The sequence below is a fragment of the Shewanella sp. SM101 genome, assembly GCF_025654465.1.
In the GTDB taxonomy this organism is placed as follows: domain Bacteria; phylum Pseudomonadota; class Gammaproteobacteria; order Enterobacterales; family Shewanellaceae; genus Shewanella; species Shewanella oncorhynchi.
Window position 1 is genome coordinate 1 of sequence record NZ_JAKKRH010000021.1, and the last position, 15985, is coordinate 15985.

The 15985-nt window shown below is 47.5% G+C and carries 17 protein-coding genes, 1 tRNA gene and 1 rRNA gene; 10 read left to right on the plus strand and 9 right to left on the minus strand.

The window, feature by feature from the left end; all coding sequences use genetic code 11:
- From rrf to L5M38_RS12845, 4 genes are all read left to right on the plus strand, one after another.
- Positions 1-106 (plus strand): 5S ribosomal RNA (gene rrf, locus L5M38_RS12830); the annotation flags it as partial.
- 36 nt (positions 107-142) lie between these two features.
- Positions 143-219 (plus strand) — tRNA-Asp (locus tag L5M38_RS12835).
- A 367-nt stretch (positions 220-586) separates the two neighbouring features.
- Positions 587-1099 (plus strand): DUF1993 family protein, encoded by a 513-nt coding sequence (locus tag L5M38_RS12840; protein ID WP_063885021.1) that lies wholly within the window; start codon positions 587-589, stop codon positions 1097-1099.
- Positions 1100-1510: 411 nt separating this feature from the next.
- Positions 1511-1720, plus strand: a complete 210-nt coding sequence (locus L5M38_RS12845; protein WP_105251048.1) for a hypothetical protein — start codon at positions 1511-1513, stop codon at positions 1718-1720.
- A 97-nt stretch (positions 1721-1817) separates the two neighbouring features.
- Here L5M38_RS12845 and L5M38_RS12850 read toward each other — a convergent pair whose 3' ends face one another.
- From L5M38_RS12850 to L5M38_RS12880, 7 genes are all read right to left on the minus strand, one after another.
- The gene (locus tag L5M38_RS12850; protein WP_263179360.1) at positions 1818-2294 is read right to left on the minus strand and encodes a GNAT family N-acetyltransferase; all 477 of its coding nucleotides are present in this window, start codon (positions 2292-2294) and stop codon (positions 1818-1820) included.
- Between the two features lie 99 nt (positions 2295-2393).
- A complete protein-coding gene (locus tag L5M38_RS12855; RefSeq protein ID WP_263179361.1) occupies positions 2394-3710 on the minus strand; it encodes a sensor histidine kinase in 1317 nt (438 codons plus the stop codon).
- 4 nt (positions 3711-3714) lie between these two features.
- Complete coding sequence (locus L5M38_RS12860) at positions 3715-4374, minus strand: response regulator transcription factor (RefSeq protein ID WP_263179362.1); 660 nt, start codon at positions 4372-4374, stop codon at positions 3715-3717.
- A complete protein-coding gene (locus tag L5M38_RS12865; protein WP_105251051.1) occupies positions 4374-4640 on the minus strand; it encodes a PepSY domain-containing protein in 267 nt (88 codons plus the stop codon). Before L5M38_RS12865 ends, L5M38_RS12860 begins: the two co-directional genes overlap by 1 nt.
- A complete protein-coding gene (locus tag L5M38_RS12870; protein WP_126490951.1) occupies positions 4633-5196 on the minus strand; it encodes a diheme cytochrome c in 564 nt (187 codons plus the stop codon). The genes L5M38_RS12865 and L5M38_RS12870 overlap by 8 nt, the downstream gene beginning before the upstream one ends.
- 103 nt (positions 5197-5299) lie before the next feature.
- Positions 5300-5746, minus strand: coding sequence for a DUF1924 domain-containing protein (locus L5M38_RS12875; RefSeq protein ID WP_263179363.1), 447 nt, complete (start codon positions 5744-5746; stop codon positions 5300-5302).
- A gap of 53 nt (positions 5747-5799) precedes the next feature.
- Positions 5800-6387: a cytochrome b/b6 domain-containing protein gene (locus tag L5M38_RS12880; RefSeq protein ID WP_263179364.1), complete on the minus strand. Its 588-nt coding sequence runs from the start codon at positions 6385-6387 to the stop codon at positions 5800-5802.
- A 216-nt stretch (positions 6388-6603) separates the two neighbouring features.
- Here L5M38_RS12880 and L5M38_RS12885 point away from each other — a divergent pair, with 216 nt between their 5' ends.
- Positions 6604-7059, plus strand: coding sequence for a DUF2809 domain-containing protein (locus L5M38_RS12885; protein ID WP_107949738.1), 456 nt, complete (start codon positions 6604-6606; stop codon positions 7057-7059).
- A gap of 67 nt (positions 7060-7126) precedes the next feature.
- Positions 7127-7630, plus strand: coding sequence for a hypothetical protein (locus L5M38_RS12890; RefSeq protein WP_263169663.1), 504 nt, complete (start codon positions 7127-7129; stop codon positions 7628-7630).
- Here L5M38_RS12890 and L5M38_RS12895 read toward each other — a convergent pair.
- A complete protein-coding gene (locus tag L5M38_RS12895) occupies positions 7627-8550 on the minus strand; it encodes a LysR family transcriptional regulator (protein WP_263169667.1) in 924 nt (307 codons plus the stop codon). The genes L5M38_RS12890 and L5M38_RS12895 overlap by 4 nt on opposite strands.
- A 138-nt stretch (positions 8551-8688) precedes the next feature.
- Between L5M38_RS12895 and L5M38_RS12900 the strand changes: the two genes are divergently transcribed.
- Positions 8689-9450 (plus strand): SDR family NAD(P)-dependent oxidoreductase, encoded by a 762-nt coding sequence (locus tag L5M38_RS12900; RefSeq protein ID WP_263169670.1) that lies wholly within the window; start codon positions 8689-8691, stop codon positions 9448-9450.
- A 216-nt stretch (positions 9451-9666) separates the two neighbouring features.
- Here the strand turns inward: L5M38_RS12900 and L5M38_RS12905 are convergent, their stop codons facing one another.
- Positions 9667-11187, minus strand: coding sequence for an aldehyde dehydrogenase family protein (locus tag L5M38_RS12905; protein ID WP_006079725.1), 1521 nt, complete (start codon positions 11185-11187; stop codon positions 9667-9669).
- A 261-nt stretch (positions 11188-11448) separates the two neighbouring features.
- Here L5M38_RS12905 and L5M38_RS12910 point away from each other — a divergent pair, with 261 nt between their 5' ends.
- From L5M38_RS12910 to L5M38_RS12920, 3 genes are all read left to right on the plus strand, one after another.
- On the plus strand, positions 11449-13350 hold the full coding sequence (locus tag L5M38_RS12910; RefSeq protein WP_263179366.1) for a sigma-54-dependent Fis family transcriptional regulator: 1902 nt from the start codon (positions 11449-11451) through the stop codon (positions 13348-13350).
- A gap of 282 nt (positions 13351-13632) precedes the next feature.
- Positions 13633-15153 carry a catalase gene (locus L5M38_RS12915; RefSeq protein ID WP_317630246.1) on the plus strand — a complete coding sequence of 507 codons (1521 nt, stop codon included), beginning with the start codon at positions 13633-13635 and terminating at the stop codon, positions 15151-15153.
- A gap of 177 nt (positions 15154-15330) precedes the next feature.
- Positions 15331-15849, plus strand: coding sequence for an ankyrin repeat domain-containing protein (locus tag L5M38_RS12920; RefSeq protein WP_105251059.1), 519 nt, complete (start codon positions 15331-15333; stop codon positions 15847-15849).
- Positions 15850-15985: the final 136 nt, after the last annotated feature.

A 15985-nucleotide genomic window follows, 5' to 3' on the forward strand; every position in this document is an offset into this window, starting at 1 on the left:
ATAGCCTTGTGGAACCACCTGATCCCATCCCGAACTCAGAAGTGAAACGCAAACGCGCCGATGGTAGTGTGGGGTCTCCCCATGTGAGAGTAGGTCATCGCCAAGCGCCTAATTTAGGTTAACGTGTAGACGTTAAGCTAAAGGAGCGGTAGTTCAGTTGGTTAGAATACCGGCCTGTCACGCCGGGGGTCGCGGGTTCGAGTCCCGTCCGCTCCGCCAACATTAAGAGATAAGCCTCATCGAAAGATGAGGCTTTTTTCGTTATGGCGTCGCGGATAATCCGTCCCAGTGATGCTATCGCTCAAATGGTTATCGTCATAGCCGGCCATCCCAATTCCTACGAGTGTACGTTATTGTTATTCGGATCAGTCCGAGATAATTTTAATCTCTTAGCTTGTAGCTGACGCTCTATCCCTACAGGTAACGTCTATCTTTTTCTTGTCCTAATTGACTTAATATCGTTTATATTGAAGTATTTATTATTAAGCAGATACTTAAATTCCAAGAATGATTGAAATTGAGTAATTTGCCCCAAGATCGTCTTAAGTGCTGCAGTTTTGTAGCGTCCATCAATGAGGTCTATGCCATGCTTTATGATTTAACGGTTGTACAATTTAGCAAGATGCTGAAAAATTTAAGCGTTATTCTTGAAAAAGGCGAATGCTTCGCAAACCTCAAGAAAGTTGATATGGCGGTTCTTTTAAACTCACGTTTAGCGCCGGATCAATTCAATCTTATTCGCCAAGTTCAAATTGCCTGCGATACTGCCAAAATTGGCGTAGCACGTTTGACTGATAACTTAGATACAGTGCCAAAGCATGATGATAGCGAGACGACGCTGGCAGAGTTGCAAGCGCGTATTAGCTCAGTTTTGGATTATTTAGCAACGTTTAAAGCGGATGATTTTGCTAATGCGGCCACGATCCATGTCTCACAACCACGATGGGAAGGAAAATATCTTACAGGTTATGAGTTTGCCATTGAGCATGCTATTCCGAACATTTACTTCCATGTAACAACAGCCTACGCGATTTTGCGCCACAACGGTGTTGAAATTGGCAAGAAAGATTACCTCGGCGCTATGCCATATAAGTCGTAAATCTAGGCTAGATGTAGTACTGTTGCGTAGCCTAATTGTTGCGCAGCAGCGCTTTGCCGCTTGAGCTTACCAACCTTTCTGCATTACCACCTGTTCTTTCTCTACCTATGTTATGCCGCTTTGTCGCTGGAAATTTAGGACTCGTTAGGGTTCTGTTACGCTGATGAAGTCAATCAATACTCAGTTTTTCATTTCGACCTTACGTCTCGATTATTTTTATCCTGTTAGCATGTGATTTAATTTTGTTGGCTTAGGTAAATGATATGGGCCGTAAGTTTATGAGTCGCCAAATTATCTATTACTTAAATAGTGAATGGCGAATTGACTCATTATAAAGATGACCTGTTTGTTCGTTTTGAACAGGGATTTACTGGAAGAGCCTATTTAAGGTTCTAATTAAAGGAGTTAGCTATGTCTATCGAATCTCAAGCCGTCGAGAGTCCTACGGATGCAACGACAACTGATTTACCGATGAAGAGCAAGAAAGCAAAAAAAGCCGCCATTACCAGTGGTTTGCGCCTCAAAGACAAGTTGACCCAAGACACTCGCCGCCGAATTGAAATTCTGCACGAGCAACGCCAACTATCCAATCGTTTCGGCGTGGATATAGAAATTGACTAAAGCCATTGGCTTGTCGCTAAGTATTGGATATCACATTTAGATATTTAGCCCGCATGTACAGCTTCACGACGTCCGTCGTGGAGCTTGCTCTCTTAACTTAGTAACTTTGCTGACTCAATTCATACTCCATTATCGTGACCATCTCGCCCTTATAATCTTCATGTGAAATCATTGACCAACCCAGCGCTCGATAAAAATCGGCTTTATCTGCAGTAAACAAATAGATTTTCTGTAAACCAATTGCTCTAGCATGCTCAATGACGGCATTGACGAGCAACTTACCTAATCCTTTATTTCGATGGTTTGCATTCACATACACATTGGCGAGCCAAGGACTTAAGTCGGTTCGGCTGTCCATATCGGCGGCGATTAATGACGATGATCCCATTACTTGATTTGCCTGTTCGCAGATAAACATCTTAGGAATAGCTGCGTCAGTTAAATAATCGTGCATTTCCTCAATCAGCGTGGTGACTGATGTATCCGCAGAGCTCAAATGTGCCCATGCTTGATGATGCCACTCCGCCAATTGTGGAATGTGTTGCGGGGCAGATTTTAGGTCGATAACTTTCATATAAATCTCTAGACTGATTGCTGAAAGGGGGAATGGGCAAATTATACCCTCTATTGGCTTGCATGAACTCAGTGGGCACAGGCCGAGTGAGTATACCGTTTAACTCGGGAGCGGCAGAAATATGCTGGCTTTAAGTCCGCCTTGTTTCGCATGGCTAAAACCGAGTTCGCCTTGATAACTGTCGACGATATCTTTGCAGATAGATAATCCTAAACCATGGCCCTGGATGCTTTCATCTAGCCGAATGCCGCGCTCAATGATAACGGACAGCGCGGCATCGGAGACGCCTTCGCCATCATCGCTGACTATGATCCCATAACCTGCGGTGGGAGCCGTTTGATGCACTATACGGATCTCAATGTTCTTGCGGCTATGCTTGCAGGCATTATCCAGCAAGTTGCCTAAGAGTTCGAGTAAGTCATCCCGATCAAACGGTATCACTAAGCCGCTCGCGTAATGGCTATGAATAATGCGGTCTGGGTAAATACGCTGCATTACTTTGATTAGCGGCGCAAGATCGTCATCGAGCACGGTATAACGCCCTGGAGTGGACAGGCCGACAATCTTAGTGCGCTTAAGCTCTCTCTCGATGATGTGGTGCAGGTTTGCGAGCACCTTGCTGCCCTCACTCCGCTGTTCTGGTGGAAGGCTTTCTAGGTAGGACTGCAGCGCTTGTAACGGACGTTTCATTTCGTGGGCTAAGTTACCCAAGGCATTACGGGAGCGTTGTACTCGCTGGCCCAATTGATTGACTAAACGATCTATCTCTTCGATCAGTGGGACTATCTCACTTGGCACTTGGTCAGGATTGATTTCTTGCCCTTGGGTGCGCATTTGCCGGATAGCTTCTGGCATCTGCTCTAAGGGTTTAAAACCGCGTTTAAGTAATTGATACTGCGCCATTAATAGAATAACAATCGTGAGCAACACGGCTGCGCTGGCAAAGGCTAAAAACTGCACTTGGGTTTGTTCAAGCGAGCTAATATCTTCTGTCACCCACAGAGTAACTAATTGATCATCTTTGATAACGGCCTGACTGAACATCAGCCAGTGTTCTTTGCTGACAAACTCAGTGGCTTGGTGTTGCTCACCAGCGGTCAGTTTTGGCATGTTCACGTTATGGTCGAAAAGGGATCGTGAACGCAGGGTTTGCTCGCCGATTTGAATTGCAAAATAATGCCCAGAATTAACCCTGTGGTACACATTGGGCAAGCGATCGGTGGTGAGCGCCCATGTGCCATCGGGATTATGATTCAGGGCGGAGATCAGACTGTCGGCATCGTGTTGTAGACGCGAAGCGACAAAGTCTTGGGTTAATATTTGGATGCCTTGGTATAGAAAATACAATAACAGCACCATGGCAAAGGTGAGCGTGATCAGCAGATTGCGCGTCAGATAACCCTTGAGTGAATACACGCCTTTACTCCTTGAGTCGATAACCTTGGCCGCGGCGGGTTTCGATATAATCCTTGCCTAAGCGTTGGCGCAGGCGGTTGACGTACACTTCGATGACATTGCTGTCTTTGATTTGATCTTCTTCGTAAATGCGTTCACTGAGCTCGGACTTAGAGACGATTTTGCTGGGATTGACCATTAAATAATGCAGCAGACGATATTCAATCTTAGTCAGTTCTATCACTGCACCATCAACATTAGTGACGGCTTGTTTGTCGACATCGAGGGAGACGCCTGCATGCTGCAACACATTGTCGGCACGGCCAAAGTGGCGGCGGATCAACACTTCGAGCCTTGCGAGTAGTTCTTCAATGTGAAAAGGCTTGCCGAGGTAATCATCGGCACCCGCCTTGAGACCGTCGACCCGTTCGTGCCACGCATCACGGGCGGTGAGAATAAGCACTGGCATAGTCAAGCCTTTTTGTCGCCATTGGCCAAGGACTTGTAAACCAGATTTACCGGGTAAACCGAGATCGAGGATCACGGCTTCGAAGTTTTCTTCTTCGCCTAAAAAGGCACCGTCGATACCGTTATCGGCGTGCTCGACGGTATAACCCGCCTTGTTAAGGGCGGGAATGAGGCGCGCGACCAGATCGGTATCATCTTCAATCAATAGCAAACGCATCAGTCGACCTTTTCCTTTAGCCACTCGCCGGTTTTGGCGTCAATCTTGATTTCATACACTATGCCATCGTCACGAAGGATTTCGAGCTCGTAGATGATCCTTCCATGTTTTTGTTCGACTTCGAGATCGAGCAATCGTCCCTTTAGCCTTGATTCATAGCGTTGCATTATGGTGTCGAAGGGCAAAACCTTGCCCTCCTTAACCCACTCGACCACCTTGCTGGAAAGATCATCGTCGTGGGCATTGCAGCTGGGGCTGCTAATCATCCCAACGGCCAAAGCCAGGAATATTAACGGTATCTTCATCGAATATGCCCTTCTCTGCGAGGTTGTGACAATTGCTGCATTGACTGAATGAGCCGACTTTGGGGTTATCTTGCACCATACGTCTTGGGATCTCATCGTGTTTGCGAATAAAAAATGCCTGTTCTGTGATCTTCTGCGGCCCAGCGCCTGCAAGCAGTGGCGTGCTGTTTTTCATCACCTTACCATTTTGCGCTGCATGTTGAACAAGATATTCCTCAATTCTAGCAGTGACTTGAGGATCTAGGCTGGCGTTGTCACCAAAGTGATTCTCAAGATTTGCGGTAATGGCGCGCCACTTGTCGGCGGGGAGTAAGTTCGCGGGGTAAGCCATATGGCAGCTGCCACATTCTGCCGTATATTCCGCATTTTGTGGAATGGCGCGGCTAAGCCCGCGGCCATCGTCCGCATAGCCTGTGCCGGTTAAGGTTAGGCTGATACCGATAACGCCAATGGCTAATGCCGCAGCTGTGAGTGATGAACCTAAGAACCAGCTAATAGGGTGTGCTTGTTTAGTCATGACATCTTCCTTTTTGTGCCGTTACCTTCTGTGGAAGGTATTGAAATTATTTGATCTAATTAAATTAGCTAATTGAATGAGTTATAAGGTAGACATTTGGCGGTTATTGCAGGCTTAACCAGAGTAAGGCATCGCCTTTTTCCTGCGGCGTGCAGTCGCGTTTAAAAGTCCAGTTACAGTTACGGGTAAACCATTTCTCAATTTTGGCTGAGTCGGTTAACCGATCTGCGGTAATCGACGGCGCCATAGGGTCAATGGGTTTACGGGTATTTTGGTGCATCCCCATTTCGGTGACTTTGGCGGTATGGCAACTGGCGCAGCTGCGGCCGTCCATGTCCTGTAGCCAAAGCTTTTGTCCTGCGGCGGCGGTAAAGGGTCCAGCACCTTGGGCTTGATAGCTTTGCAGCTGAGTGCCAATACGCTCGGCGCTAAGTGGCAGGCTTTGCACTTTACTGTTGGCGGCGCTAACGCTAAGGCTAGTCAGCAGCAAGGTGGAAATCGCGACAATGGCAAGGCGACTTTTATTCGTGTGTCTGGTTAATCTGTTCATAGGGCATTCCTTTTGGGCTGGATGTCTTATTGCTAAGCAAAATGGCTAATGGATTAATCTTTTTGTTCCATAGGGCGTTGTTTCTTACCAGTGACCATGGCTCTGACTAAGTTTTCTTTGTGCAATAGGCTGTTGACGATGACGCCGCCAACATGGATGACCACAAGGAACACGGTGAAGTTGGCAAATAATTCATGGACTTCTTTTATGGCGCCTTCGGGCCAAGTGGCGAAAAAGCTCGTAGCTAATGGGCCGTATCCGTCGGTAGCGTACAGAGCCATACCCGAGAACCCCGTGATGGCTATGCTGGCAATCAAGGCCACTATCATCATTGCTCCAGCGGGGTTATGGCCTATGTAGTCTTTGGCTTTGCCTGTGATGAGTCCTTTGAGGTACACCAGCACTTCTTTAGGACGAGTGATAAAGTTGCTAAAGCGCGCATTGTGGGTACCAATCACGCCCCACAGCAGACGAAACACCAGTAAAATTAAGATGCTGTAACCTGCGTAACTGTGGATGGTCATCCATTCGTCTTCGCCTTCAGTGAGGTAGGCTAAGGCAAAAAAACCGACGAGTGACCAATGGAATATGCGGATCAACAGGTCCCAGACTTTGATGGTTTGCAGTGTGTTTGATGACATGGTGTGACGCTCCTAAGTGGGTTTAGGTGTAGGCTACTTAACCCAAACTTAAACCTCGCTTAAATTTTGAGGGGCGAACATTTAGTGAATTGGTGGCGTTAAGTGGCGCGCTTGCCTGGGTGACGAGCCTTAAATATCAACGAAGGCTCGCTTGTTAACCTCTTGGTATTACGGTAAATTCTGCCACCTCAACCGAGTGAAGGGACTAACTTATCTATGTCTACCGCCGTTATTCGCGCTTTCATCAGCCGCAATCCGAGTCGTAAATCCTTTTTTATTTATGCGGTTTTATTATTTTTGACTGAAGTCTTAATCGCTTTATATGCGCCTGCGGGTTTTATTCGTGGTTTTGTGGGCGATGTATTGGTGGTGATCTTACTGTTTTGCATGGTGCGGGCTGTCGTTCCTCTAGCAGTCAATTCGGTCGCCAATAGTAAAGACGAGGGCATTAAGCGCTTATTTCAAACTCCTTGGCTGGCGTTTGCGGTATTGCTGTTTGCCTTTGCTATCGAGTTTGGCCAGTATTGGGGTTTAGTCGACAAGCTAGGCTTGGGCGGAAATCGCTTGGCGCGGATAGTGATAGGTAGCCATTTTGATCCACTCGATCTCGTGGCATATTTTGTCGGTTACTTGATCTTATTGGGCTGCTATTGGAAAAGCCCCCAGTCCTAGTGATTTGAATCCGCAAGAGCCACGCGACGTGTGTTTTCGCGGACAGGCGAGATAAGTGGGGTAAAGGATGCAACCGATAACGGCATTTTCACTGCTAACAGCACGTACTGATGGACTTGAGCCTAATCCACTGAAAATGCCTTTGTATTTCAATGGCCAACATACTCATACCTTTATTGCTGGTCGAGTGATTGAAGGCCAATATCGCTGCGTTTTACCCAATAAAACCTCGGGGTATCTGGTCATCACTTCTTTTGATTGTCCCTTCGAAGAATCAACCGAGTTTAGCCTGCTTGATGAAGCGTTTAAGCTCATTGCGACGACATCTTTGGCGCAAATGTATGATTCATTTTTACTGCACTCACACTGGCCCATAGCCGATAACCGCTTGCGACTGCACTATTACGGTCAGTTTGTGCTGGATTTAGTCATTACTGCGGGCAGCTCTTGGTTAACAACTCGGCCGAAACTTAAGCTGATTGAAGTTGTTGATCCCCAAAGCGATCCGCAAACGGCCGCCGCTATGGCCGAATTGGATCAGCGTTTAGCAGCCATCGAAAAGTCCCTTTAATGTGGGATTAAAAACGGCGTCATCTGCTGATTTAACCATGCCATAAAGACTTGCAGGCGTTTGGATAAGTGCCGCCTGTGTGGGTAGAGCAAGCTTACAGGCATGGGCGGCGCAGGGTAATTTGGCAGGATCTCGACCAACTCGCCAGTGTGTAAATACTTAGCCACCCCTATGCTGGGCACTTGAATGATCCCCAACCCCGCCAAGCAGGCTGAGCCATAGGCATCGGCATTATTGACCGTAATCAATTTAGGCAGTTGGATAGTAAGGTTCGCTTGATGAGTGTGGGGATCTTGATATTCAAAGCCTGAGTCAGTGCCACCTAATTGGCTTACGTAATGGACGAGTTTGTGGTTGTGTTGGGTCAAATCTTCAAGGCTTTCGGGTCTACCGTATTTGGCAATGTAGGCTGGGCTGACACAGTTCTGCATCTTAAAATGCCCCAGCTTTTTCGCTATTAATCCTTCTTGCTGCACACTGCCGACCCTAATCACACAATCGAACCCTTCGGCAATGACATCCACCTTACGATCTGTGCTGCTCAGTTCAAGCTCGATATGCGGATATTGCTCAATAAATTCAGCCAGTTTTGGGAGCACTAAGTTGCGGGCAATGCCCGTCGACATATCGACTCTGAGCCGTCCCGACACTTGCTCGGCTTGTAGTTGGAACAGGCTTTCTAATTCTTGAAATTCCGCCAGTAAGCTTTTACAGCGCTCGTAACAGCTCTGGCCATCTTGGGTTAAGCGTACCGTCCGCGTGGTGCGTTGTAACAAGCGCGCACCTAGAAAGGTTTCGAACTGCGCCACCACATTCGACACATGGGTTTTCGATAGACCTAAGCTGACGCTTGCTTGGGTAAAGCTTTGTAATTCAGCGACCCGCATAAAAATTTGCATGGCTTGCAGTCTATCTTGCACGGCGATTGTCCTTTATTGGCTAACAGTCTTAGCATTTATAGTGTGTTTATCTCGTTAATTGCAAGTAATAAGCTGTGTGCAGTTAATTAGGCCTCAAGGCTTAGGTTTCACTTCCAGCGACGATTATAAGGACTGACCATGAATACGACTCCAATTGCACTTATTACTGGCGCTAGCCGCGGTTTAGGTAAAAACACGGCCCTGAAATTAGCGGCTCAGGGAATAGATATTATCCTGACCTATCAAACGAATGCTGCAGCGGCCGCTGAAGTGGTTGCCGAGATTGAATGGCTGGGACGCAAAGCGGTAGCACTGCAGCTGGATGTGAGCGATAGCGGCTCATTTGCCGAGTTTGCCACTCAAGTGAGCACTGTATTAGCCCAGACTTGGCAGCGGGAGTCGTTTAACTATTTGATTAACAATGCTGGTATCGGGATTCATGTGCCTATGGCGGAAACCAGTATTGAACAGTTCGATACCTTGATGAACATCCACGTCAAAGGACCGTTCTTTTTGACGCAAACCTTATTGCCGCAGCTGATTGATGGGGGAAGCATTGTCAATATTTCCACCGGCTTAACACGTTTTGCGATTCCCGGATTTGGCGCGTATGCCACTATGAAGGGCGCGGTCGAAACTATGACTAAGTATTGGGCGAAGGAGTTAGGCCCGAGGGGTATTCGGGTCAATGTGCTTGCCCCTGGGGCGATTGAAACAGATTTTGGCGGCGGTGCTGTACGGGATAATGAACAGATGAATCAGTTTTTAGCGCAGCAAACTGCGTTAGGACGTGTGGGTTTACCGGATGACATCGGCGGCGCGATTAGTGCCTTGCTATCGCCTGCGGCTGCTTGGATTAATGCCCAGCGTATCGAAGCCTCAGGTGGTATGTTTCTGTAAGTGCTTTTTGTGTAACCATTTGATTTATTAATATGTGAGGCAGAAACAAAGAGAGGGCGAATCGCCCTTTCTTATTTATGTGACTTCTGCACAGCAATCACTGCTAATACACCATTTTCAACAACGCTTAGCTGCAACCGCTAAGAACAACTGCTGTAGAAGGTTAGAGACGTCCTTTATAGAAAGTATCTTAGATAAATCTCCTAACAAAGCCCCTTAGAAGAAACCCAGTGGATTCACATCGTAACTTACCAAGAGATTCTTGGTATTTTGATAATGGTTGAGCATCATCTTATGGGTTTCGCGGCCAATACCGGATTTTTTGTATCCGCCAAAAGCGGCATGGGCAGGATAGGCGTGGTAACAGTTAATCCAAACGCGGCCCGCTTGAATGCCGCGTCCCATACGTTGTGCCGTGTTCATATCCCGCGTCCACACACCAGCGCCTAAGCCATACTCAGTATCGTTAGCGATCGCTAAGGCTTCGGCTTCATCTTTGAAGGTGGTGACCGAAATCACAGGGCCGAAGATTTCCTCTTGGAAGATACGCATCTTATTGTGGCCTTTCATAATCGTCGGGCTGATGTAATAACCTTCGCTTTGGCCGCCATCGAGTTGGCAAAGTGTGCCGCCCAGTAGCACTTCTGCACCTTCAGCCTTACCTATGGCTAAGTAGCTTAAGATTTTATCGAACTGTTCTTTAGAGGCTTGAGCGCCAACTTGAGTGTCGGTATCTAAGGGATCGCCTTGCTTAATGGTTTGCGCACGGGCGAGCACTTTCTCGATAAAGCGATCGAAAATCGATTCTTGGACTAGCACCCGAGATGGGCAGGTACAGACTTCACCTTGGTTAAAGAAGGCCAGTAACATGCCTTCGACGGCCTTATTTAAATATTCGTCTTCATGGTCCATCACATCGGCAAAAAACACGTTAGGCGATTTGCCGCCAAGCTCAACGGTCGATGGAATTAAGGATTCGGCGGCGCATTTTAAAATGTGATAACCAATTTCTGTAGAGCCCGTAAACGCAAGCTTAGCAATGCGTTTGCTGGTGGCCAGAGCTTGTCCCGCCTCCGCGCCAAAGCCGTTGACTACGTTAAGAATGCCCGCGGGTAATAGGTCTTCAATCAGCTCGAGTAATACCAGAATCGATACTGGTGTTTGCTCCGCAGGCTTGAGTACTACACAGTTACCCGCAGCTAACGCTGGAGCGATTTTCCATGCCGCCATCAAGAGCGGGAAGTTCCAAGGAATGATCTGGCCGACTACGCCCAAAGGTTCTGGGAAGTGATAGCTGACTGTGTTGCCGTCGATATCGGCGGCGCTGCCTTCCTGTGCGCGGATACAACCGGCAAAGTAGCGGAAGTGATCGACGAATAAGGGCAAGTCGGCGTTTAAGGTTTCACGCACCGCTTTACCGTTTTCCCAGGTTTCGGCTACGGCTAAATATTCGAGATTTTGCTCGACCCGATCGGCAATGCGCAGTAACAGGTTTGAGCGTTCGGTGACTGAGGTTTTACCCCATGCTTCTTTCGCTGCGTGGGCGGCATCTAGCGCTAATTCAATATCTTGGGCATCGGATCGCGGGATTTGGCAAAAGTTTTGGCCATTCACGGGTGAGCGATTGTCGAAGTATTTGCCATTGACTGGGGCGACCCATTTACCGCCGATAAAGTTGGCATATTTTTCTTTGAAGTTAACGATTGCGCCTGCGGTTCCGGGTTGAGCATAAATCATAGAATCATTCCTTCTTGTTGATTAGCTTAGTGTTCTCTAACGTAACACTTGAGACTTGCATACCTAAGGTGCATCGCAAGGAGGGTGCCAAACTGGCAAGAGTTGTACACTTGTTGTGCTAACAGTATGATGAAAAGCTAATTTTGCAGATTTGAAACAGTGTGGGCACTCAGGGAGAGAGGTGTGTCCTGTGGTCACTTTGTCATCGAACGGCACACTGCAACTGTGCCGAAACGGAACACAGCTCGGGGGAGCACGGCTATGGCAGTTAAACCGCATTTACCATCGACACAGGCGTGGTTGGCCGATTCGTGGCAGCGCAGCATTGGCGCTGGCTTGTCAGAATTTCAGTTACCCCAAGAGCTTAGGCTCGACGCCAGCGAACTTAAGCAGAAACATGAGCAATATCAAATGCTCATTGCATTAGTGCAATCCCATGCTTTGCCCTTGTTCAATCAGTTGATGGCGCATTCTAATAGCCGACTCTTGCTCTCCGATGCCGAGGGTTATGTGCTTAGGCACTGGGGCGTGAGCCGCTACTCCACAAAATTGGCGGACGTGGCTTTGGATATCGGGGTGAATTGGCTCGAACAGCACAAGGGCACCAATGCGATAGGGACGGCACTCACAGCCAAGCAAGCAGTATCTGTAGTGGGTGAGCAGCATTTTATTCGTCAGAATCGTTTTATGAGTTGCACCGCCTGCCCGATATTTTCTCCCCAAGGTGAGATGCTCGGGGTGATAGATATCACCAGTGAGCAGCAAAGACACACTCAGCAGACGCTGATGTTAGTGTCGAGCTTGGCGCAGCAGGTCGAGACCGCGCTCTTGTGTCACTTGCCCGATAGCCATTATCGAATCGATTTAGCGGCGCAGCCAAATTTACTGAATTCGGGTTGGCAGGGCATAGTGATTGCCGACAGCGATGGTCGCATTGTGGGTTGCAATCCCATGGCGAAACAATTGCTTAACCATGCTAAGGTCGGCGATGCCGTCGAGCAGTACTTAGGCGATAATTGGAGCCGTGCGGGTGGCTTTAATCAGCATTTAGACTTGCATCTACAGACTCAGCCCTTAAATATTCCCAACGCCAAGAGTCGGGTAGCGATGAGCAATAAATCGCTCACTCAACTGGGCGTGCGATTTCGCGATCCTCAACTTGAGCGCGCATGGCAACATGCCAATAAGGTGATCACCAAGCAAATTCCGCTGTTAGTGCTCGGAGAAACCGGCGTCGGTAAAGAGCAGTTTGTTAAAAAGCTCCACGCCCAGAGTGTGCGTCGCAGCGAGCCCTTAGTGGCGGTGAACTGTGCGGCATTGCCTGCAGAGTTAGTCGAATCTGAACTCTTTGGTTATCAGGCAGGCGCTTTTACTGGAGCAAACCGCACTGGATTTATCGGCAAAATTCGCCAAGCCCACGGCGGTTTTTTGTTTTTAGATGAAATAGGTGAAATGCCGCTGGCGGCCCAGAGTCGTTTACTCAGAGTATTGCAAGAGCGCGAAGTGGTACCCGTTGGCAGTAATCAAAGCTTTAAAGTCGATATCCAAATCATTGCCGCAACCCATATGGATTTAGAACAACAGGTGACTCAAGGGCTGTTTCGGCAAGATTTATTCTATCGATTGAATGGTCTGCAAGTACGTTTACCTGCGCTGCGTGAGCGGCAGGATATCGAGCGTATTATCCATAAATTGCATCGTAAACATCGTATCGCCGCGCAGGATATCTGCCCAGAACTGTTAGGGAAAATGATGCAATACGACTGGCCGGGGAATTTGCGTGAGCTGGATAACCTCATGCAAGTCGCTTGCTTGATGGCTGAAGGCGATGACACTTTAACTTGGCAGCATTTACCTGATTATCTGGCGGCCAAACTAACATGCGAGCCGTTAAAAGTAGACCAGTTACAAGCTGCATCTTTATGTGATGAATTTAAAGAGGTAAGCCGTCAACGTTCTGCATCACCCCTGCAAAGTGGTAAGTTCGCTGTGGAGCCGAATGCCACAAAGGTTCAATCGGATTCCCTAAATGAGGCGATTTATAGCAATGTGCTGCAGGCATACCAAGCCTGTAATGGCAATGTGAGCCAATGCGCTAAGCGTTTAGGGATCAGCCGTAATGCCTTGTACCGGCGATTAAAACTGATGGGGATTAAGGATTAATGCTAGCTTACGTCTCTTGTTGTGAAGCTCAATCAATTGCTAAATATCTCTTAATCACCCCACGTTTATCCACTTCGCAATAGACTAAAACCGAGAGGTTTTAGTCCACAATCTCTAGCTTCAGTATCTGACAATGGGACTTTTTGTTGTTGCCAATTTATGTCTAATAGGTTTTATTGATTCATATAATCGATAAAGACCGCTTCTTCTAATTACAAATTCAGAACTATACTGCGGGCAGGCAGAAAAGAGCTTGGCGTTATGCATAGAAGAGGAACTGTTATGCATCTTACTAAAAGCCTTTTAATTATTTCTATGGGTCTGACATTGAATGTACAGGCTCAAACTTTACCAACAAATACCCTGACACGTGACAATGGTGCACCTGTGGGTGATAACCAAAACTCGACCACAGCGGGCAGTAATGGCAGCGTGTTATTGCAAGATGTGCAGCTTATCCAGAAGCTACAACGCTTTGCCCGTGAACGTATTCCTGAGCGTGTCGTCCACGCCAGAGGTACAGGTGTGCATGGTGAGTTTGTATCGAGTGGCGATTTTAGCAACCTAACCCAAGCGGCACCCTTTGCACAAAAAGGTAAAGTGACGCCCGTATTTGTGCGCTTTTCTACCGTGATCCACTCGAAAGGTTCGCCAGAAACGCTGCGTGATCCCCGAGGGTTTGCGACCAAATTTTATTCGGACCAAGGTAACTGGGACTTAGTGGGTAATAACTTACCCGTATTCTTCATTCGCGATGCGATCAAGTTTCCTGACATGGTGCATTCACTCAAACCATCGCCAGTGACCAATATGCAAGATCCGAATCGTTTCTTCGATTTTTTCAGTCACGAAGCGGGTTCAACCCATATGTTGACTCAGGTTTACAGTAACTTAGGTGTACCTGCCAGTTATCGTGAAATGGACGGTTTCGGTGTGCATGCGTACAAATTTGTAAATCGAGATAACCAAGTTAAATATGTGAAATTTAACTGGAAGAGTCTGCAAGGTGTTAAAGGCTTACGTCCCGATGAAGTGGTTAAAGTCCAAGGACAAAACTTTAACCATTTAACCGATGATCTTTATAGTGAGATCAACAAGGGTAACTATCCTAAGTGGGATCTGTACGTTCAATTACTCAACCCGACTGAGCTTAATAAGTTTGATTACAACCCGTTAGACGCCACTAAGGTGTGGCTAGATGTGCCAGAACAAAAAGTGGGCACTATGACGCTGAACCGCATGCCTGCAAACTTCTTCCAAGAGACTGAGCAAGCGGCATTTGCGCCATCGAATTTGATCCCAGGGATTGAGCCTTCGGAAGACAGATTATTGCAAGGCCGCATGTTCTCCTACGCCGATACTCAGCTGTATCGACTCGGCGCGAATTTGTCGCAATTGCCGATTAATAAACCCTTAGTGGCGGTGGCAAACCACAACCAAGAAGGTGCGGGCAATATGGGGCATACCCAGTCCGATGTGAACTATCAACCGAGCGTACATTTAGCCTTGGCCGAAGATAATCGTTATCGTGCGGTAACAACTGCGCTGACGGGGACTGTGCAACAAACGGCTATTAGCAAGCAGGATAACTTTAGCCAAGCGGGCGTCTTTTATCGCAGCTTGAGCAAGCAAGATAGAGCAGATCTGATCACTAACTTGGCCGGTGACTTAGGCAAAGTGAACGATACCAATGTGAAACATCAGATGCTCAGTCACTTTTATCGTGCAGACCCAGAGTTTGGTGAGCGTTTAACCAAGGCCGTAAAGGGTGATCTGGCCGAGGTTAAACAGCGTTCAATCTGATGTTGTTATTTTTAGGACTGTTTTGGTCGCAGAGATTTGCGCGTTAACAGTCCAAACCCAGTAAGTCCCGCAAGACGTAAACAAGCTCTTTTCTGCCCAGTTTAAGAGGGCGTCTTGCGGGCATTTCGTCACGTCTCATTGTTTAAATCTCTATTTTAGCTGTGCTGGGAGCCATTGATGAAACACACTATTGCTATCTTATTATTGATTATTGTGGCCCTGAGTATGTCGGTGGCAATGGGGGCGGGTTCGCTTCAAGCGCCATTGGTTACACCCGCAACTGTCAGTCAAACGGACGAGCCCGATACCGCACAAGTACAATTGCTGGTGGACTACTTTTTTGCTGCAGCGCGTACCGGCGATATCACAGTGCTTGAGCATTTTCTCGATGCGGGCTTCCCTATTGACCAGAGAAATAGTCAAACCTATACCGCGCTAATGGTGGCGGCCTATAACGGCCAAGAGGCTGCAACGGATTTATTGCTTGAGCATGGTGCTAATGCTTGTTTGCAAGATAAGCGTGGTAATACGGCAATGATGGGCGCAGTGATTAAGGCCGAATTCACTATCGTAAAGCGGCTATACGCGAAAGAATGCGATGCGAACCTAACGAATAATGCCGGAATGACCTTGACTGAGTTTGCCCGCTACTGGGGTCAAAGCGGCGCTTTACAGCAGGCGAGTTTAAAGCAATAAAGACGCTAGATCTTGCGCCCGATCACTCTTGGTCATTATCTTTAATCTGTTTAGATCTCAGCATTTACTATTAGCAATAAGTCTGCTTGTTAATGATGTCTATGCCTTTTATGGTAACTTTTTGAATATCGTTTAA